The 19,872-nt window shown below is 36.7% G+C and carries 23 protein-coding genes and 1 other RNA gene; 7 read left to right on the top strand and 17 right to left on the bottom strand.

The genetic code is table 11. The features are described from left to right. Positions 1–70: 70 nt before the first annotated feature. From A6M14_RS02885 to A6M14_RS02875, 3 genes are all read right to left on the bottom strand, one after another. Positions 71–427: a hypothetical protein gene (locus A6M14_RS02885; protein WP_152873526.1), complete on the bottom strand. Its 357-nt coding sequence runs from the start codon at positions 425–427 to the stop codon at positions 71–73. 133 nt (positions 428–560) lie between these two features. Continuing rightward, positions 561–1,073: a ribonuclease E activity regulator RraA gene (gene rraA, locus A6M14_RS02880; RefSeq protein WP_188110841.1), complete on the bottom strand. Its 513-nt coding sequence runs from the start codon at positions 1,071–1,073 to the stop codon at positions 561–563. A gap of 12 nt (positions 1,074–1,085) precedes the next feature. After that, a complete protein-coding gene (locus tag A6M14_RS02875; protein ID WP_152873525.1) occupies positions 1,086–1,751 on the bottom strand; it encodes an NAD-dependent epimerase/dehydratase family protein in 666 nt (221 codons plus the stop codon). A 215-nt stretch (positions 1,752–1,966) separates the two neighbouring features. Here A6M14_RS02875 and rpsT point away from each other — a divergent pair, with 215 nt between their 5' ends. After that, positions 1,967–2,233, top strand: coding sequence for a 30S ribosomal protein S20 (rpsT, locus tag A6M14_RS02870; protein ID WP_163124298.1), 267 nt, complete (start codon positions 1,967–1,969; stop codon positions 2,231–2,233). 191 nt (positions 2,234–2,424) lie between these two features. Then, a complete protein-coding gene (locus tag A6M14_RS02865) occupies positions 2,425–2,865 on the top strand; it encodes a hypothetical protein (RefSeq protein WP_152873524.1) in 441 nt (146 codons plus the stop codon). Between the two features lie 56 nt (positions 2,866–2,921). Here the strand turns inward: A6M14_RS02865 and A6M14_RS02860 are convergent, their stop codons facing one another. Together A6M14_RS02860 and A6M14_RS02855 are read right to left on the bottom strand one after the other, a co-directional pair. Then, a complete protein-coding gene (locus tag A6M14_RS02860; protein ID WP_152873523.1) occupies positions 2,922–3,647 on the bottom strand; it encodes a histidine phosphatase family protein in 726 nt (241 codons plus the stop codon). 51 nt (positions 3,648–3,698) lie between these two features. Beyond that, positions 3,699–4,550 carry a 3'(2'),5'-bisphosphate nucleotidase CysQ family protein gene (locus tag A6M14_RS02855; protein ID WP_152873522.1) on the bottom strand — a complete coding sequence of 284 codons (852 nt, stop codon included), beginning with the start codon at positions 4,548–4,550 and terminating at the stop codon, positions 3,699–3,701. A 15-nt stretch (positions 4,551–4,565) separates the two neighbouring features. Between A6M14_RS02855 and A6M14_RS02850 the strand changes: the two genes are divergently transcribed. The 4 genes from A6M14_RS02850 to A6M14_RS02835 all read left to right on the top strand — a co-directional run bounded on the left by A6M14_RS02850 (position 4,566) and on the right by A6M14_RS02835 (position 7,601). After that, on the top strand, positions 4,566–5,252 hold the full coding sequence (locus A6M14_RS02850; protein WP_152873521.1) for an HAD-IA family hydrolase: 687 nt from the start codon (positions 4,566–4,568) through the stop codon (positions 5,250–5,252). Next, complete coding sequence (locus tag A6M14_RS02845; RefSeq protein ID WP_152873520.1) at positions 5,245–5,685, top strand: RNA-binding S4 domain-containing protein; 441 nt, start codon at positions 5,245–5,247, stop codon at positions 5,683–5,685. Before A6M14_RS02850 ends, A6M14_RS02845 begins: the two co-directional genes overlap by 8 nt. A 143-nt stretch (positions 5,686–5,828) precedes the next feature. Then, a complete protein-coding gene (gene recA / locus A6M14_RS02840; protein WP_152873519.1) occupies positions 5,829–6,872 on the top strand; it encodes a recombinase RecA in 1,044 nt (347 codons plus the stop codon). 108 nt (positions 6,873–6,980) lie between these two features. Next, positions 6,981–7,601, top strand: coding sequence for a regulatory protein RecX (locus A6M14_RS02835; RefSeq protein ID WP_152873518.1), 621 nt, complete (start codon positions 6,981–6,983; stop codon positions 7,599–7,601). Between the two features lie 63 nt (positions 7,602–7,664). Here the strand turns inward: A6M14_RS02835 and ffs are convergent. Further along, an RNA gene (gene ffs / locus A6M14_RS02830) (signal recognition particle sRNA small type) lies at positions 7,665–7,761 on the bottom strand. Positions 7,762–8,044: 283 nt separating this feature from the next. Here ffs and A6M14_RS02825 point away from each other — a divergent pair. Further along, positions 8,045–8,902, top strand: coding sequence for a YbgF trimerization domain-containing protein (locus A6M14_RS02825; protein WP_152873517.1), 858 nt, complete (start codon positions 8,045–8,047; stop codon positions 8,900–8,902). Between the two features lie 49 nt (positions 8,903–8,951). Here A6M14_RS02825 and lpxA read toward each other — a convergent pair whose 3' ends face one another. From lpxA to pyrH, 11 genes are all read right to left on the bottom strand, one after another. Continuing rightward, positions 8,952–9,740 (bottom strand): acyl-ACP--UDP-N-acetylglucosamine O-acyltransferase, encoded by a 789-nt coding sequence (lpxA, locus tag A6M14_RS02820; protein WP_152873516.1) that lies wholly within the window; start codon positions 9,738–9,740, stop codon positions 8,952–8,954. Next, complete coding sequence (gene fabZ, locus A6M14_RS02815) at positions 9,737–10,222, bottom strand: 3-hydroxyacyl-ACP dehydratase FabZ (protein WP_152873585.1); 486 nt, start codon at positions 10,220–10,222, stop codon at positions 9,737–9,739. The genes lpxA and fabZ overlap by 4 nt, the downstream gene beginning before the upstream one ends. A 5-nt stretch (positions 10,223–10,227) precedes the next feature. Then, positions 10,228–11,301 (bottom strand): UDP-3-O-(3-hydroxymyristoyl)glucosamine N-acyltransferase, encoded by a 1,074-nt coding sequence (gene lpxD, locus A6M14_RS02810; RefSeq protein WP_152873515.1) that lies wholly within the window; start codon positions 11,299–11,301, stop codon positions 10,228–10,230. A 3-nt stretch (positions 11,302–11,304) separates the two neighbouring features. Then, a complete protein-coding gene (locus A6M14_RS02805) occupies positions 11,305–11,793 on the bottom strand; it encodes an OmpH/Skp family outer membrane protein (protein WP_152873514.1) in 489 nt (162 codons plus the stop codon). Positions 11,794–11,832: 39 nt separating this feature from the next. After that, entirely contained in the window at positions 11,833–14,292 is a 2,460-nt protein-coding gene (gene bamA, locus A6M14_RS02800) for an outer membrane protein assembly factor BamA (protein WP_152873513.1), read from the bottom strand. A 40-nt stretch (positions 14,293–14,332) separates the two neighbouring features. Then, positions 14,333–15,688: an RIP metalloprotease RseP gene (gene rseP, locus A6M14_RS02795; protein WP_152873512.1), complete on the bottom strand. Its 1,356-nt coding sequence runs from the start codon at positions 15,686–15,688 to the stop codon at positions 14,333–14,335. A 12-nt stretch (positions 15,689–15,700) separates the two neighbouring features. Then, positions 15,701–16,891 (bottom strand): 1-deoxy-D-xylulose-5-phosphate reductoisomerase, encoded by a 1,191-nt coding sequence (gene ispC, locus A6M14_RS02790; protein WP_152873511.1) that lies wholly within the window; start codon positions 16,889–16,891, stop codon positions 15,701–15,703. Continuing rightward, positions 16,892–17,716 (bottom strand): phosphatidate cytidylyltransferase, encoded by an 825-nt coding sequence (locus tag A6M14_RS02785; protein WP_152873510.1) that lies wholly within the window; start codon positions 17,714–17,716, stop codon positions 16,892–16,894. It lies immediately after the preceding gene. Positions 17,717–17,719: 3 nt separating this feature from the next. Then, positions 17,720–18,472 carry a polyprenyl diphosphate synthase gene (uppS, locus tag A6M14_RS02780; protein ID WP_152873509.1) on the bottom strand — a complete coding sequence of 251 codons (753 nt, stop codon included), beginning with the start codon at positions 18,470–18,472 and terminating at the stop codon, positions 17,720–17,722. 4 nt (positions 18,473–18,476) lie between these two features. Then, positions 18,477–19,031: a ribosome recycling factor gene (frr, locus tag A6M14_RS02775; RefSeq protein WP_152873508.1), complete on the bottom strand. Its 555-nt coding sequence runs from the start codon at positions 19,029–19,031 to the stop codon at positions 18,477–18,479. 79 nt (positions 19,032–19,110) lie between these two features. Then, entirely contained in the window at positions 19,111–19,839 is a 729-nt protein-coding gene (gene pyrH / locus A6M14_RS02770) for a UMP kinase (RefSeq protein ID WP_152873507.1), read from the bottom strand. Positions 19,840–19,872: the final 33 nt, after the last annotated feature.

The raw sequence follows: 19,872 nt of genomic DNA, 5'->3' as shown, positions 1-19,872 counted from the left end.
ACTTTTTATAATAGAAAATAAACAAAGCCGAGATAACATCCTTGTCATTTCAAGCTAGAGAATTTAATTTTTACTTTTTATCTCGAATAAAATTTCGATAATAATCATTCAAAAGTTTCACCATCTGCTTAAACTCAGTTAAGTTTTCTTTTGTATTTTCTAAACGCGCAACAAATCTTTGCGTTGAGATTTCTAAATCAATTTTTTCATTAATGATCATACCCGCATCATAAAGTGCTTTTAAGTCATCAAATTTTTTCAGTCTGCGATTCGACAAATATTCCAAGCGTTCCGACCATTCATTAACGATGACACCATTGATGATAAAACCTCGCTCAACATCATATTCAATGTGATTTTCTTTTAAATAGACTTGTTCAGGTGTTTCTTTATCACTTTTGAAAAAATCGACAATTTTATTTAACATTTCAATTCAAACTTCATACAGCATTTTGCTGTGTATTTTATTCCTCAAATTGTTTTTAAGCGAATCTATATGACATATAAAAAAAGATGAACTATCCGAGTCCATCCTTATATGTTTTATCTTTATATTTAAACTACAAATCGACTAATTTTTCTTTTGAAACAATAATGCCGTTATTGTCTGCATAAACATAATGACCTGAATTAAACTGAACATTTCCAAAGGAAATTTCAATATCAGTTTCACCTACGCCTTTACGGTTACTCTTTTGAGGAATAGCAGCTAAAGCATGCACCCCCAAATCCAGTTCAGCAATCGCGTCGACATCTCGAATGCATCCATAAATAATCACACCATTCCAGTGATTATTTACCGCAGATTCAGCGATCATATCTCCCATTAAGGCACAGCGCATTGAAGCACCACCATCCACCACCAAAACTTTACCTGTTCCATCTGTTGCTAAAAGCTCTTTTACACGTGAATTATCTTCAAAACATTTCACAGCAACCACTTGCCCGCCAAAACTTTTACGCGCGCCATAACTTTTAAAAAACTTACCATCTAAAGATGGAATCATTACTTGAATAGCTAAATCTGGATGATCATCTAATAAATCACAAGTTACGAATGCTACATTTGACACAGCAAAATCCCTCTATTTTGTTTTATGTAGAGCTAAATTATCATAAATTTTAACTTTTTCAGTTTGATTGCAGGCAGCCTCGACCATAGTATGAGCCACTTGCTCCGCTGTCACAGGCTTATATTTAAAAGAATCGGGCACTAAATGCGAAAACTTTAAATATAACTTTTGGGTAAAATCTTCCAAAACTCGTTGTTCATGTCGCTCACCCAATAACAATGATGGTTGAATGATCGATATTTTGGATAGTTGTAATTTTTGAATGTCTAATTCTAATTGCCCTTTTACTTGGTTATAAAAAATTTTAGATTTTGGATTCGCACCCAAAGCACTAATCAATAAATAGTGTGTTTCTGTATTTTGAAATAATTTTGCAAAGTGAAAGTTTATTTCATAATCAATTTTGTAGAAATTTTCCTTTGATCCTGCTTTTTTAATGGTCGTTCCCAAACAACTAAATGCATGTGTATATTCATCAAGATGTGTCTGATCGAGTGAAAAAAAGTCACTCAGCACAATTTGATGCACTTTTTTTAAGTTTTTTAATTCTAAATTTTCACTTCGTACAATTGCTGTAATTTTGTGACAATTTTCCGATGCATTGAGCATATTCAACAAATGCTTACCCACCAAACCTGTTGCACCTATGACTATTACACTTTTTATTGAATTGATCATTTTTAAAACAAACTCCCTTCATATTCATTAATCTAACGCTTTCTTACAGTTTTTTCTGCATCTTAGATAGAGTCAAAGCAAGTCAAGACTTGACTTAACTGCATAATTTAATCAAAATATGCCACTTGTTTACGGGCTGGTGATCATTCTTCTGGAGATGGTTTTCAGATGCAATTTCAGCCCGCCCAGACCAATCTAATTCAAGGAGTGCACGAGTGGCAAACTCTGCTCAAGCTAAAAAACGTGCTCGTCAAAACGTTAAAGCACGTAAACACAACGCAAGCTTGCGTTCTATGGTTCGTACTTACCTCAAACGTACAGTAGCTGCTATTGCTGCTGGCGACTATACTGTTGCATCAGAAGCGTACAAAACTGCTGTACCTGTGATCGACCGTATGGCTGACAAAGGTATCATCCATAAAAACAAAGCTGCTCGTCATAAGAGCCGTTTGAACGCACAAATTAAAGCATTAGCTAACTAATTTGTTGCAATAAAAAGAGCCCTATTCGGGCTTTTTTTATTGCCTACGGTTTTATAAATACATCTGATCTATAACAAAAATCAATATAAAAATATTTCTCATGATTAAACAAATCCCATAAAAAAAATATGGTATTATTTTTTAGTCGTTAAATACCATATAAGCAAAATTTCTTAAATTGGGACAACACAATGATTAATAAATTTCTACCAACACTCGACAAATTCCAAGAAACAGAAAATCAGTACATTGAATATTTCAATTCCAAAGGTGAAACCGACATTGTTGGCAAAGTTATTTCCAACATGAGGGGTACGGCTGAAATTCAAGCATCACAAGGCGTCGACTCTTGGCTTGGCTATGGCGTTTACTTACCCGCTATTGAAAGAATATTTGCCCTGCATGAAGGTGAGAGTGAAGAAGAGTTCTATACTCGCACACAATACCCTAAAGATGTTGTAAGCGCCTATACCATTCCAGATCATGATATTGCGACCTTAATCGCTGCGGATAAATACAACCGCATCCATCAACAAAGTATTCCTGTAAATACCTATGTTTGGCCTTTAAATGATGATGGTTTTACCATTAACCTATTAAAATTTGAAAAACGATTAAAATCTAATATTTAAAATAAAAAGACCAGTTAAAAATTAACTGGTCTTTTAAACTCAATTCGATTCATTTTTTATTTTTGAAAATCACGAATATCCAACTGATGCAATTCACCACGCCAAATCCATTTTAATTTAGATTCTAAAAATACATCACCCTCAAACCAAACAAACAAGCCTTCCATCATTTTTGGCCAATCTTCTTTGGTAATAACCGATCGACCTGATATAACCGCCAAAATAGCCGCTAAAATGGTGTCATGGCTCACAGCCAAACTTAATCCATTTTGTGTAGGATGAGTATTATAAATAAGCTCAAGTACATCTACAGCACCATTAATTGGCTTTTTCATCCCCGGAAGCGCATTGTTCACAAAGCTATTAATAAAACCTAATGCACCTTGTTTTTTGAAATATGGACCTGCTTGCTTAATATCCAGTACAAAGCTACCCGGCTCTACAAGTAAACCTTGTTCAATAATTTCAATATGATGCGTATGTGATGCCTGACCAATATCATCTGCGCCTTGAATCATTAAAGCAGCTGTATCAATACAACGTTGAATTGGACTTGAAATACAATGCTGAATGGAACGATCTGTATTAGAAATTAAGTATCCACCCCAAGCTTCTGCTAAATCTCGCCCTTGATTGGTCAATTGCAAGTCATATCCTGCTAAGCCCTTACCTGCAACTTCTTCCCGAATTGAATGACGTGTAAATAATGTGACAGGTATTTTTGTATCGGGCAATAAATCGATAGCCTTTAACATGCTTGCAGGAAGAAGATCTAATGCCATAATAAAAATATTGAAAAGATTTGTTCCACTATAGCATGAAGCATTATTTGCTCAATGCTTACTAGCCATAAGTTCTAGTGCCTGAAATGCCAAATTCTTCATATGCTTATTTCGATATGCAATAAATCCACCATTCAAAAAATTCTCTCTTTGGTTATACAGAAATGTACGCGCCTTAAAATCGACCAAGCCACCACCAATCCGCTCAAGCAAACATTGACCTGCGCTTGTATCCCACTCACATGTAGGGTGAAAACGTGGGTAAATATCCACCTTATCTTCAAGCATCATGCAAAATTTGTATGCACTTCCCGCTTTAAACGCTGAATATGATGATAATTGTGAAATAGCTTCTAAATATTCAGCATATTGGGGCTTATTTTGACTGCTTTGGCTTAAACCAATTTTCACAACTTCCTCTTGCTCACTGTGTGCATAAATAAACCATTGTTGATTTATAACATCATATTTCAATGGAAAGCCTGTTTCAGGAGCTATATATAAGGTGTATTCACAAGGAATTGCCAAAATAGCAAAACTTGTATTCTCACCATCAATCACACTTAAATTAATGGTGAATTCAGGTCGCTTATGTAAAAACTCTTTCGTACCATCTAAAGGGTCAAGCATCCAAAACTTTTGCCAGTTTTGTCGTGTTAAATGATCACCTTCCTCTGAAAGTAATGGTAAATCTGAAATTTGTGCCAATGCCGAAGTTAAGAATGTATTTACCCGATAATCTGCTTGAGTAACAGGTGAATTATCCAATTTCTTTTCAATATCAAAAGTTCCACCTGCACAATATTGTTGATATTCTTCTCGCAAAATTTCACATGCTTGTGTCAAAATGGGCACAAGCTGCAAAGTCAAACTGTCTTGCGGTGCTGTTGTAGGCTTAAACATAGATTACCTTTAAATATGTCAAATCAATCTAAAAAACCAACAATCATTTTCGACATGGACGGGACATTACTCGACCTTGCTTATGATGATTTTATTTGGAATTATCTTTTACCTATTCGTTATGCAGAAACACATCTATGCACACTCGAACAAAGTAAAAATACACTTTATCAATTTTACCAAGAACATAATCATACGCTAAATTGGTACTCTTCACGCTTTTGGACAGCAAAAGTTGGCGTTGATGTTTTAGCTATGCAAATTGAATACAAAGATAAAGTTAAAAAACGTGAAGGTTGCTTAGAACTACTCACCTACTTAAAAGAAAATGATTATCCTATTTGGTTAGCAACAAATGCCGATGCAGCAGGCTTAAAATTTAAATTAGAAAAAACAAATCTTGCACATTATTTTGATGTTATTGTGAGTTCTGAAACCATTGGTCACGCCAAAGAATTTATCGAATTTTGGCAAATACTCGCAAATCAGCATCCTTTTGACCCAAATCATTGCTATTTTATTGATGACACCGAAAAAGTACTCAATGGTGCAGAAAAATTCGGAATTCAAAATTTATTCAGTATTCAGCAGCCTTCTTCCGATAATGCTCCGCGCACGGAATTTGCATATCCAATGCTGAATAACTTAACCGATTTAATTGAATATTTAGAACAAGCTGAGGAACGTAAAAAATATGCGTAAATCGAATCTTGCGCCAGATGCTGTTGGCATACGTATTGATAAATGGCTTTGGGCTGCTCGTTTCTTTAAAACACGCTCTATTTCAAAACACGCTATTGAAGGCGGTAAAGTTCATCAAAATGGCGAACGCGTAAAAGTCTCAAGAGAAGTTCGTGTTGGTATGGAACTCACCATTCAACAAGGTATAGAAAAAAAATCTGTCATCATTAAAGCACTGTCTGATGTTCGCGGTCCTGCGCCTGTTGCACAATTACTCTACGAAGAAACCGAAGTGAGTATTGCCCGTCGAGAATTGATTAATACCCAAAGAAAGATGCATAATTTAGCCCGACCCGATCATCGCCCAAGTAAAAAAGATCGTAGAGATATCAGCAAGTTTAAACAAGAAAATGATCAACAATTTGACCAATCTTGGTCTTATAATGATGATTGATACACGCGTCATATTGTGTCGTACACAATATGATTTCAATAGAACATATGGAAAATTTCTGTCACTATAGTCATGTGGAAAACGTTTAAATGAAATACATCCACTTGATTATTAATTTAGTGACATCGTATTGAGGCTATAAGATGGATGATAATAAAGGTAAGGCGCTAAATGCTGCACTAAGCCAAATTGAAAAACAGTTTGGTAAAAATACAGTAATGCGTTTAGGTGATAACACAGTGCAAGCAGTTGAAGCAATTTCAACAGGCTCATTAACGCTTGATGTTGCACTCGGCATTGGTGGTTTACCAAAAGGTCGTATCGTTGAAATTTACGGTCCAGAATCATCAGGTAAAACAACAATGACATTACAAGCAATTGCTGAATGTCAAAAAGCGGGTGGTACTTGTGCTTTCATCGATGCTGAACATGCGCTCGATCCACAATATGCACGTAAAATTGGCGTAGATATCGACAACTTACTTGTATCTCAACCCGATAACGGTGAGCAAGCGCTTGAAATTGCCGACATGCTTGTACGCTCTGGTGCAATTGACATGATCGTTGTCGATTCCGTTGCAGCACTTACGCCACGCGCTGAAATTGAAGGTGAAATGGGCGACTCGCACATGGGTCTTCAAGCACGTTTAATGAGCCAAGCACTACGTAAAATTACAGGTAATGCAAAACGCTCTAACTGTATGGTTGTTTTCATTAACCAAATTCGTATGAAAATTGGCGTAATGTTTGGTAGCCCAGAAACAACAACAGGCGGTAACGCTCTAAAATTCTATGCATCTGTTCGTCTTGATATCCGTCGTGTCGGTCAAGTGAAAGAAGGCGATGAAATTATTGGTTCTGAAACCAAAGTTAAAGTTGTAAAAAACAAAATGGCTCCTCCATTCCGTGAAGCATTTTTCCAAATTCTTTACGGCAAAGGTGTTAACCATCTTGGTGAGTTAATTGACCTTGCTGTTCAACAAGAAATTGTGCAAAAAGCGGGTGCTTGGTACTCATATGAAGGTAACAAAATTGGTCAAGGTAAAAACAATACCATCCGCCATTTAGAAGAGCATAAAGAATTAGCGATTAATATCGAAAAGCTACTTCGCGAGCAACTTCTTACAACTGGCACAGTGGTTGAAGAAGATACCGATGAGCAAGAACCTGATCTTTTAGATGCATAAGGCTTTTTAAATAAATAGCACTTTAGATGAATAATCTTTAAGCATCAGTACAGAGCGCCCTACGGGGCGTTTTGTTATTATATTCTTGTTATTTAAACCGAGAGAATTATGTCAGACGCAAAGTTTAATAAACTGCTCGATTATGAAAGCTTAAAAAAGCAATTTAGTGATGATGAAGATCAATCCCCTTCATCCCCCACAACCAATGCTTCTGTACTCGCGTTTGACCCCGAAGAAAGTTTATTTGGAAATAACCACAAAGAAGATAAAAAACCAGGTCTAACAGGCTCTCGTTTGCGTTCTTACGCATTTGCCGTACTTACACGTAAAGAATACTCCAAAGCAGAACTCATCGAAAAACTCGCCTTATACGCAGATCAAAGAAATGAGGTTCTTGAACTTGTAGATGAGCTTTCAAAAGAAAATTATCAAAGTGATCAACGTGTCGCTGAAATTATGCTTTCAAGTCAAAAGCGTAAAGGCAAAGGCCCGAATCAAATTAAAATGAAACTGAAAAATAAAAAAATTGATAGCGCATTAATTGCAGAAGAATTAAAAGAAACAGACTGGGTGCAACAAGCGTACGAACTTAAAGTCAAAAAGTATGGTACAGAAGTGAGTAAAGAGCCAAAAATCAAAGCAAAGCAAATTCGCTTTTTGATGTATCGAGGTTTTGAAATGGATGCGATTATTAAAGCAATTACAAGAAAACCGAATGATTTTGAATAAAGCTTAAAGTAGGAATTAAAAAAGAAGATCAATAGAATATTATTATATTAAAACTGGTGGCAACCCTACCAGCAAGACTTCGGCACATCGCTATTCTGTTACCGTTGCTACCTTCCGGTCCTGGCGGGGTTCACAGAGAACAATTGCGAAGTAACCGGCAGGGCTACCATTGCAAGGACAGAGTATAGAGATTTTTAATGAACTTGCAAGCATACAAAGTTAATTTTCAGTAATGATTCATCCAATTGATTATTAAAAAAACAAAACTATCAAATATACATTTTATCTTCTATTTTCTTCGCTACAATCTATTAGCTTAAAATAAGGCAACATTGTAAAAGCGTATTGCAATTCAGTGTCTAGACGTTTTAAATATCAAGATCAAAATAATTTTTGGTCATAACGTTTTGACCTATACACTAATCTAAAATGGAAATTATCTTATGCTAAAAAAGCATACTTTATTTACAATTACCTTGCTCTGCTCGGCTCCCCTATACGCTATTCCAATTGAATCTAGAGGGTTAAGCCAAGATGCAGGCAATTATGTAGCAGCAACACCAACTGCAATTAACACCTCAAATTCAGCAGATGATAGCGTAGCGACAACACCAACCAATCTAAACTGGCAATTAATGCAAAAAGCAGAACGTTTGGAAAATGATATTCGTAGTTTAAGAGGAAAAATGGAAGAGCAAGACAATGAAATTGCTCAACTTAAACACGATTTGCAAAACCGCTACACAGATTTAGATCAACGCTTAGAATTACTACAAGAAAAGGTAGATCCAGATTCTGTTGCTAAGCCAGAGGAGGATAACCAACAAGATACTTCTCCCAGCACAAACACAAAATCCGCTGTAAATACGACCACTACAGCAGTAAAAGCTCAAAGTACACCATCTGCACAAGTCAGCCCAAACAAGAATAAAGATCAAGCAGATAAAGTAGCGTATACCGTTGCTTTAGAAGCATATAAACAAGGCGGAGCAAAAAAAGCCATTGCCCCGATGCAGGCATTTATTAAGAACCATCCCAATAGTGCTTACATCAGTAATGCCTATTTTTGGTTAGCAGAGTTTAATTTAGGGACAGATCCTACAAATTATTTAGATGCAAAAAAGAATTTTGAAATCGTTGCCAACAAGTATCCAAACTCTTCAAAAGCATCTAGCGCACTCTATAGACTCCATAGTATTTCATTGAATGTCGATAAGAATGCAGCTCTAGCCAATAAATATAAAAATCAAATCTTAACAAATTATCCAAAATCTGAAGAAGCTGGCTTTTTGAAGAAATAAAAAAAAGACACCTTTAGGTGTCTTTTTTCTAGACTTAAAACAAAGAATCTTAACGAACGATACCTCGTTTAGATTCTTCAACAGAGTCAATTAAACGTTGAACTTCTGGCACTTCTGGCAAAATTTCTTTACGAATTTTATCAAGCGCTTCGGTTGTTGTTAAACCAGCCTTATAAATAAGTTTAAATGCTTCGCGAAGACCTTGAATCACTTCCTTCGACCAGCCTTTACGTCGCATACCCTCAACATTCATTGCAGATGCATGCGCTGGATTACCCGATACCATGACATAAGCAGGAACATCTTTTAAAATTAAAGATGCACCACCAATCATGCTATAAGAGTCAATTTTACAAAATTGATGAATACCTGAGTTACCACCAATAACAACAAAATCGCCTACATGCACATGCCCTGCAACACCCACATTATTTGCAAAGATATTGTGATCGCCCACAACACAGTCATGTGCAATATGTGTATTTACCATAAGTAAATTATGGCTACCTATTTTTGTAAGGCTATTATCTTGCACAGTTCCTCGATGCAAACTACAGTGTTCGCGAATCGAGTTATGGTCACCAATTTCAAGCCATGTTTCTTCGCCAGCGTATTTCAAATCCTGACAAACTTCACCAACGCTCGCAAATTGAAAAATTTCATTATTTTTACCAATGCGAGTATATCCACCAACAACAACGTGTGAGTGTAACTTTGTGCCTGAGCCAATGGTTACTTTAGGGCCAATAATACAATATGGACCGATCTGTACATCAGATGCAATTTCAGCTGATGAATCAATAATAGCCGTTGGGTGAATAAGTTCGTTATTACTCATGCCTGCCCTGTTCTTTGGTGTGAAATCATAATTTCTGCAGCTGCGGCAACAATACCATCAACTGAAGCAGTACAATGATACTTGTAAATGCCACGTTTTTGCATTACTAATTCAGATTTTAATACAAGTTGATCACCTGCAACGACTTGTTTTCTAAATCGAACTTTTTCTGCGCCAGCAAAAAGGAACAATGAACCCGATGTTGGCTTCTCATCATTCATAATAAAACCAAGCACACCTGAAACTTGCGCCAAAGCTTCAATAATTAACACACCCGGCATAATTGGATATTCAGGAAAATGTCCTTGAAAAAATTCTTCATTAATCGTGACATTTTTATAACCAACAATCGCATTTTCAGTTACCTCAGTCACACGATCAACGAGTAAAAAAGGATAGCGATGCGGCAAATACTCACGAATTACATTAATATTCATGGGTAGCGTTGGTTTCGTGAACGTTGTAACTGTAGACTCTGTCATCATAATTATTTACGCAATTTTAGTGTTGATTCAAGGGATTCAATTTTTGATTGCATATCATCAATTTTTTTGACCAATTGGGTCAATGGCACATCTGCTAATTGTTTCAACCTTACAGCTGCACGTTTCCATTGAGAATTTGGCATTACTACTGTTCCAGAAGAATATGTTCCTTCTTCTAAAATACTTTTTGTGACCATTGACATTGCCGTAATCGTTACATTATCAACGATTTGAATATGCCCAACCACACCAACAGCACCTGCAAGTACACAGTTTTTGCCAATTATTGAACTACCAGCAATCGCTGACTTTGCAGCAATTGCTGTGTTAGATCCAATTTTAACGTTATGCGCAATTTGCACAAGGTTATCAATTACCACACCATCTTCTATAATCGTGTCGTCTAAAGCACCACGATCGATACTACAATTTGAACCAAGACGCACATCATTACCAATACGTACTGAACCTAATTGTACAATTCTATGCCATTTTCCCTGATATGGTGCAAAGCCAAAACCTTCACTCCCAACAACAGTATTTGCATGAATACGAACTCGATCGCCTACTTTACACTCACCTGTTAACGTAACATGAGAGTCAATAAAGCAGTTTTTTCCAACTTCAACAAAATCATCAATTTTAACATGCGAGTGAATGACAGAATCATCACCCACAACACAGTTTTCACCAATCACGACATAATGACCAACGTATGCTGTTTCTGAAACAATTGCTGAAGGATGGATTTGTGCTGTACTTTCAATACCACGTTCTAAATGCTTACGTTCAAAAACATGAGTTAAAATCGCAAAAGCCAAATATGGGCTATCCACAACTAAAAAGTTTGAATGATATCCCTCAAGCAAGTCTTTATAAGCTTGTGTGACAATGAGCGCACCCGCTTTAGACACTTTCGCTTGATTGATATACTTTTCGCCATTCACAAAAGCAAGTTGATTTTCACTCGCATGCTCAAGACTCGCCAACCCCATTAATTGCAGATCGGCTTGCCCTGAATATTTCGCTTGTACTTTCTGTGCAAGGCTTTCTAAGCGATAAAATTGATGTTTCATATATTATTTAATTGCATTAACCTTTTGAATAATTTTATCAGTTAAATCAGCACTAACATCAGAAGCGAGTACTGAATTTTTATTTAAAACCACATCTAGTTTATTTTCTTTGCGCACTTGTTCAGCAGCTGTTTTCACACGTGTTTCAAATGTTGTGTTCGTTGCTTGCATTGTGGTTTGCACTTTAGATTGAACCTGTTGCTGTAAAGAATTCAACTGAGTCGCTTTCGCTTCGAAATCAGTCGACATTTTCTTCTTTTCAGCATCTGTCAATTTAGCTGTTTGCGCTTTTTGTTGAAGCGCTGCTAAATCTTTTTGAAGCTGTTCAATTTGAGTTGTTTGTGACTTAATAGATTGTTGCAATGTATTTTGCTGTTGTTTCAAGTAAGTGCTACCTTGCACCACTTTTTCAACATCAACAATACCATAATCTGCTGCTTGAACTGCTGTGAATGCCAAGCCTATAGTCAACGCTAATAATATTTTTTTCATGTTATATGTTTCCTAGTTAATATAAAGACTTAGCCGTACTTAGAAAGTACGACCAATTTCGAATTGAATATTTTTGGTTTCATCACCTGGTTTTTCATTCAATGGATATGCATAGCTCAGTGATAATGGACCAATCATGGTAATCCATGTAAAGCCAACACCTACGCTATAACGCATATTCCCCATATCGAAACCATTATTATCTTTACAGAATTGTTTACTTTCCGCAGATTGTGGTACATCACATTTAGTATCAAATACTTGTGCACCTTCAGCAAAAATAACTGGTCTAAATTGACGTGCCCAATCACCTTTAAATGGAACAGGGAGTGCAAGCTCAGTACCAAATTGCACTAAAGCATTACCACCAACTTCTTCATTATTCGAATAGCGCGAATCTGTACTTACACCACCATTTTCAGAGTTAACAGTTGGATATTTAGGACCTAAAGTACTATTGTCATAACCACGTACCGAACCATAACCACCTGCATAGAAGTTTTTAAAGAATGGTAAATCGTTACCGTAGCCTAACTTACCATAACCACGGAGTACAAAATCTTTACCCAATGGGAAAAACGCTTGTGCATCATAAGTTAATTTTTGATATTCAACATCGCCACCCGGAACAGCAATTTCAGCATTCACACGATGTGACATACCCGATGTCGGGAAAACTGGGCGGTTTAACGTATTGTATGACCAACCTAAATTCAGGTTAAATGTTAAGAAGTCACCCTTAAATTCATTCCCTTTAAAATCACCACACGAAGCACCACCAGGTGTTGCATTGCAATAATCCCCATACCCTGTCACTTTACCGCCATGTGACAATAAGTAATCGCGAATATATGTAGATACATAAGGGCCTGTCGTTACTTCTGTATTATCAATATTTAGACCCATACTAATGCTTTGATTTTCATCAATAGGATAACCAAAGGTTAAACCACCACCCAAACTATCTGTTACATAGTTATTAACGTTGTAATCGTCGTTTAGTTTTGTTTTACGGTAGTACATATTGTATCCACGACGAACACCATCAATCGTGAAGTATGGATCTGTAACGCTAAGGTTGTAGTAATCTTGAGTTTGCGAACGAGATAAATCAATTGCAACACTATTACCAGTACCAAAGAAGTTGGTTTGACTTAAACCTGCTTGATAGGTCATACCACCACTTTGCGAGAAGCCAACAGCGAGTGTACTTGTACCTGAATGCTGTTCTTCAACTGCAACATTTAAATCGACTTGGTCTGGCGAACCTGGCACACGCTCAGGCTTAACATCAACAGTTTTGAAATAACCTGTACGCTCTAAACGTACTTTAGATAGATCAATTTTTTCGTTGCTCGCTAATGCACCTTCCATTTGGCGCATTTCACGACGAAGCACTTGATCATCAGTTTTTGTATTACCTGAGAAGTTAATACGACGTACTGTAACTTTTTGACCTGGATTGATGTAGTAGTTTAATCCTACTTGCTTTGTTTCATTATCAATTTCAGGAACAACATTCACTTCTGCATAGTAATAACCTGCATTACCATATTTGCGCAGTAGTAATTGCTTAACGTTATTTACTTTTTCTTGTGAATAAATATCGCCTTCTTTATAGATTTGAAGCGTTTTTAATTCATCAGATGAGTAAAGAGCATCGCCCAAGAACTTGGTTTCAGCAAACTTAAATTGCTCACCCTCATCCACAGATACTTCAACAAAGATATTTTTCTTATCTTCACTAATATTTAAATTAGAATTATTGATGTTAAAGTTGATATAACCTTTATTTAAATACAAAGCACGTAATGACTCTAAGCTTGCAGCCATTTTTTCACGTGCATAGCGGTCGTTACGTGTAACAATTGAGCTCCAACCACTTTCTTTAATCGCAAATGCTTGTTTAATATCACTGTCTTTAAATACTGTATTACCAATAATATTGATATCTACAACTTTTGCAGCTTTACCTTCAGCAAACTCTACCGTTAAATCTACACGGTTATTTGGACGAGGTGTTGAAATCACTTTTACAGTTGCTTCATAGCGACCTTGTTGCATATATTGCTGTGCAAGTTCTGATTCAAGTGTTTGAATGGCAGACTTTTTAAGAACTTCACCTTCAGCAACACCCATTTTCTTCAAGCCTTCTTGCAAAGCTTCTTTTGGAATGAGTTTATTGCCTTTAAATTCCACTTTAGAAATAATTGGGCGTTCTACAACACGATATACAAGCACATCATTTTCATTTGACACTTTAATATCATCAAACAAACCCGATGCGTATAAAGCATGAATTGAATCGGAAATAGTGGCATCATTTACACGATCACCACTACCTACGGGGATTAGACCATAAACATTGGCTGGCGTTAAACGTACAAGTCCATCTATTTTTATATCTCGTACGACAAAGTCATTTGCTGCATTTACTTGTTGTACTGCTGCCATTGCACTGATCAGTGCTAAAGGCATAAAAAGGTTTTTGTGATGCATGCCAGTATTTTCCAATGTTAATTATATCATCCACGTTTTTTTATAAACGCATAAAGTCGTTAAATAATGCCAAGAGCATCATGCTCCCAAGCAGTACCATACCAATTTTCAAACCAACCATTTGTATTTGTTCAGAAACTGGTTTACCACGTATTAGTTCTATAAAATAATAAACTAAATGTCCACCATCCAGCATAGGAATTGGCAATAAATTTAATATACCAAGACTTACACTCATAAGCGCCATAAATGAGATAAATGTTTGCCATCCCATTTCTGCACTTTGCCCAGCGACTTTTGCAATGGTAATTGGACCAGATAAATTATCTAAGCCAATTAAACCACGAAACATTTTAACAATTGAATTTAAAATCATCCCTGAAATTTGACCCGTCTTATCAACAGCCATAGTCAAAGCTTCAACAGATGAATATTGAATCATTTGTTTATATTCGGCAGGTACTGTAACCTTTCCTGGATCACTTTGTACACCAAGAACACCAGAAACATTACCCATATTATCTCGTTTACCCTGAGGCATCACCTCAAGATGAACCAATTTATTTTGTCTTAATACATCTATTTTTAATAGTTTTTCTGGTGAAGATTGAACCACTTTAACAACATCAAACCAATCATTCATTTTAATGTTATCAATGGCAATAATTTTATCACCTACTTTCATCCCTTGACGAATTGCAGCACCATCATCACTAAGTTTGGTAATAACAGCTGAAATATGCGGACGGTATGGCGTAAAACCTAATGATTCTAATGGTGATTGACTTTGATCTTTTAGAAAATCTTGAATTGGAAGTTTAAAGTTTTCCGATTTGCCAGCACGATCAGCATCAACACTAATCACACCTGTTTCACCTACTCGATCAACCAGTGCAAAGTTTAATTTTTCCCAAGATGAAACAGCTGTCCCATCAATTGCTGTAATTTTATCACCGACTTGCATTTGTACAGTTGCAGCAGGTGAATTTGGAACAATACTACCAACTCGTGTATTTAGTTGTTCTTGAGATGGAAGAAATAATATCCAAAATAAAACTACAGCAAAGGCTAAATTAATCAATGGTCCCGCAGCAACAATCGCAATTCGTTTCCATGGATGTTGTCTATTAAATGCTTTTGGCAAATCTTCTTCTGAAACATTACCTTCGCGCTCGTCTAACATTTTGACGTAGCCACCCAAAGGCAATGCAGATAATTGATATTGAATACCCGATTTTTTAGATGTCCATTTTAAAAGTGTTGGACCAAAACCAATGGAATAAACAAGAACTTTAACGCCTAATTTACGTGCCACAAAATAATGACCAAATTCATGAATCGCAATTAAGGGACCAAGCAATAAAATGGCTGCGACTATCATAAAAATGGCATTCATTTTGTTACTCCGTTAACATCCAATCACAAATTGTTGAGCAACTATACGAGCTTCTTGATCGACTTGTAAAATTGTTTCAATCGATTCAGCAGGTGCAATTGCAATACTATTTAAAGTTTTTTCAACAATTTTAGGGATATCTGTAAATTTTATTTTATTCTTCAAAAATGCAGCAACTGCAATTTCATTAGCAGCATTTAAAATTGCAGGTGCTAAACCACCGACCTTCATGGCTTGTCTTGCTAAATCCAATGCAGGAAAACGTGTTGTATCAGGTTCTTGAAAATCTAATTGATTATTCATAAATAAATTAAGCGGTGGCACATGTGTCTGAATGCGCTTAGGCCACGCTAAAGCATGAGCGATAGGTGTACACATATCAGGATTGCCCATTTGTGCCAAAGTTGAACCATCTACATATTGAACTAAAGAATGAATAATACTTTGTGGATGAATTACAACTGTAACAAATTGTTCTTCTACTGCAAACAAATGACAGGCTTCAATCAACTCTAAACCTTTATTCATTAGTGTCGCAGAATCGACAGATATTTTCTGCCCCATTGACCAATTCGGATGCTTACACGCTTGTGCAGGTGTAACTGTTTCCAATTGCTCTAACGAATGATTTAGAAATGGCCCACCCGAAGCTGTAAGCAAAATTTGTGAAACACCTTGCTTTGGCTTTCCATTACGCTCAGCTTGTAAATAATCTTGAGGTAAACTTTGGAAAATTGCGTTGTGTTCTGAATCTACAGGCAAAAGTAAAGCGTTTGACTCACGTGCAGTTTGCATCATGATATCACCAGACATCACCAATGCTTCTTTATTTGCAAGCAATACCCGCTTACCTGCTTTCACTGCAGCCAATGTTGGTAACAAACCTGCCGCACCCACAATTGCCGCCATCACAATATCAACAGATGAATGTTCGGCAACAGCTATTAATCCTGCCTCATCTGATAAGATTTCAATATCAACAAGCTTTTCAGCATTTAATTTTTGCTTTAATTCATCTACTTTTTGAGCAGGAACAACTGCAACTTTAGGATGAAACTGTTTGCATATTTGAACAAGTTCATCAATTCGACTATGTGCTGTAACCGCAAATACCGAATATTGATCTGGATGTTGCTCTAGTATTTTTAAGGTACTTTGACCAATTGAACCCGTAACACCTAATATACAAACAGTTTGAGACATTTATAAATCTACGCCAATAAGTTTTAAAACATATAGACCTACTGCAAATACTGGAGCTGCAGCAAGCAAAGAATCAATACGATCTAATACGCCACCATGACCAGGTAAAATTCGACCTGAGTCTTTAATGCCTGCACGACGTTTGATCATTGACTCTAACAAGTCACCCAATACTGAACTAAATACAGTAATGACTGAAAGAATCAAAAATAGAATATGTTGAATCAGAGTTAAATCTAGATAAACCACTTCAACCACAATAATAATAATTGTAGTTACAAACACACCACCTAATAAGCCTTCAATCGATTTATTTGGGCTCACATGAGGTGCTAGTTTACGTTTACCTAGTTTACGCCCCACAAAATATGCACCACTATCTGCGCCCCAAACCAATAGGAACAAGTACATTAACCACCAAGGAGAACTACCCCAAACGGAAAAAATTGCAGTAATAGCTGCCGAAATGAGGACAAAACCAATAAAATGAAGGGAAATATTATACCAACCATCATATTCTGGGTATGACTTCACCCAACGAATACTCAGGAACCATATAAATATAGATGCTATCCATAGCAACAGTGCAATATCACTGTAATAGAGAGCAAGCGCTGAAAGTGCTACTGTAATTACACCAAAACCCCAAGCCATTGGTTTTATTACACTATCAGTTGTCTTAGGCATGAGTTTAAACCACTCATAACCAGCAACCCCAGCAGCAACAATCATCAACACCAGCATTGGATAGTCTGATTGCGTTGCAAACATACAACTCAATACCACAGCCACCAAAACCAATGCGGTAATAATCCGCTCTAACATGTATTAATTCTCAAATTTCTTTTGTTGAATTTGCTCTGAAGTTTTACCAAAACGACGTTCGCGATTTGCAAATTCTGCAAGCGCAAAATCGAACTCTTCGACAGTAAACTCAGGCCATAATGTTTTGCTAAAATATAACTCTGCATATGCTGCTTGCCATAATAAAAAATTAGACAAACGATAATCCCCACCTGTACGGATCAACAAATCAACAGCTGGTAAATCACTCAAGCTAACATATTGACCAAATACTTCTGTATCGATGTCATCAAGTTTTAATTTATCATTTTTAACATCTAAGGCAATTTGTTTTGCAGCTTGCGCCATATCCCACATACCACCATAACTAATTGCAATAGTTAAGGTCATGCTGTCGAACTTAGCAGTCCTTTCTTCAGCTTGCAACATAAGGTCACGCAATTTTGAAGATAACGGAGTCCGATCCCCAATAAAACGCAAAGCAATATTAAACTCTTCCATGCGTGGAATTTGCTCAAGAATTGTGTCTTCCAACAATTGCATGAGTAAATCAACCTCGAACTGAGGGCGATTCCAGTTTTCACTCGAAAAAGCAAAAACAGTCAGTGCCTCAATTTTTCTTTTTCGGCAATGCTCAACAATTGGATCTAGGACATTTTTACCTTCGCGGTGTCCACTACCTGTATCCAATTGATTTTTTTTAGCAAAACGATTGTTGCCGTCCATAATGACGGCAACATGTTTCGGAAGATATAAACAGTCTTCAACTTGGGTCATTAAATTAGACCTTCATTAATTCTGCTTCTTTCGCAGCCAAGCGTGAATCTACTTCAGCTACGAATTTATCTGTCATTTTTTGAACTTCATCACCTGCGCGACGATCATCATCTTCAGAGATTTCTTTCTCTTTCAATAATGCTTTAACATCACCCAAAATATCACGGCGAATATTACGAAGTGCAACTTTTGCATTTTCTGCTTCAGAACGCGCAACTTTCTGCATGTCACGACGTGTTTCTTCAGTTAATGCTGGAAGTGGAACACGAATTGCATCTGCTGTAATAGGGTTCAAACCTAAGTCAGACTCACGAATCGCTTTATCAATTGCAGCAACCATTGTACGTTCAAAAGGTTGAACAAGTAATGTGCGTGAGTCTTCAGCACCTACGTTTGCAACTTGGTTCAAAGGTACATCTGAACCATAGTAAGGCACCATTACACCATTGAGAATTGATGGGTGGGCGCGACCTGTACGTACTTTTTGAAAACCTAAGTCTAAAGACTCAAGTGTCTTTTGCATGCGTTGTTCGCCGTCTTTCTTAAGATCGTTAATCATATGATCTTCCTTACTAAATTCTTTGAGATGTAATTACTAAAATAGCGTGTAGTATAAAGAGCTTTCAGGCCCACGTACATTAATTCGTAACGTGAGTTCCTTCTTTTTCACCCATTACGACTGAAAGTAAAGCGCCTGATTTATTCATATCGAATACTTGTAGTGGCACATTGTGATCACGACATAAACAAATTGCTGTTAAATCCATCACACCTAATTTTTCGTCAAGAACTTGATCAAAAGTTAATGTGTCATATTTAACAGCATCATCAAATTTACTTGGGTCTTTGTTGTAAACGCCATCTACTTTTGTTGCTTTCAAAATTAAATCAGATTCAATTTCGATACCACGTAAGCATGCAGCCGTATCGGTTGTAAAGAATGGATTACCCGTTCCCGCAACAAATACACATACTTCACCACGTGTTAAATGACGAATCGCATCACGGCTTGAGTAAGACTCAACTACAGTACCAATAGGCAATGCAGACAATAAACGTGTTTTGATATTACGACGCACCAAAGCATCACGTAAAGCCAAACCGTTCATCACAGTTGCAAGCATACCCATTTGATCGCCCGTTACGCGACCAACCAAACCATCTTTTTGTAATTGGCTACCACGGTATAAATTACCACCACCAACAACAATACCAACTTGAACACCTAAACCAACTAAATGCGCAATTGCCAAAGACATCTGATCGAGTACTTGTGCATCGATCCCCATGTCTTTATTACCCGCAAGCGCTTCGCCTGAAAGTTTTAACAGAATGCGACCAAAACGTGGCTTTTTAGAATCCATCATCAAAAACTCCAAATTATCTAATTTAAATTATTA

It is taken from the genome of Acinetobacter portensis (assembly GCF_009372215.1).
GTDB lineage: Bacteria > Pseudomonadota > Gammaproteobacteria > Pseudomonadales > Moraxellaceae > Acinetobacter > Acinetobacter portensis.
This window is presented reverse-complemented; position numbering and strand designations above follow the sequence as displayed.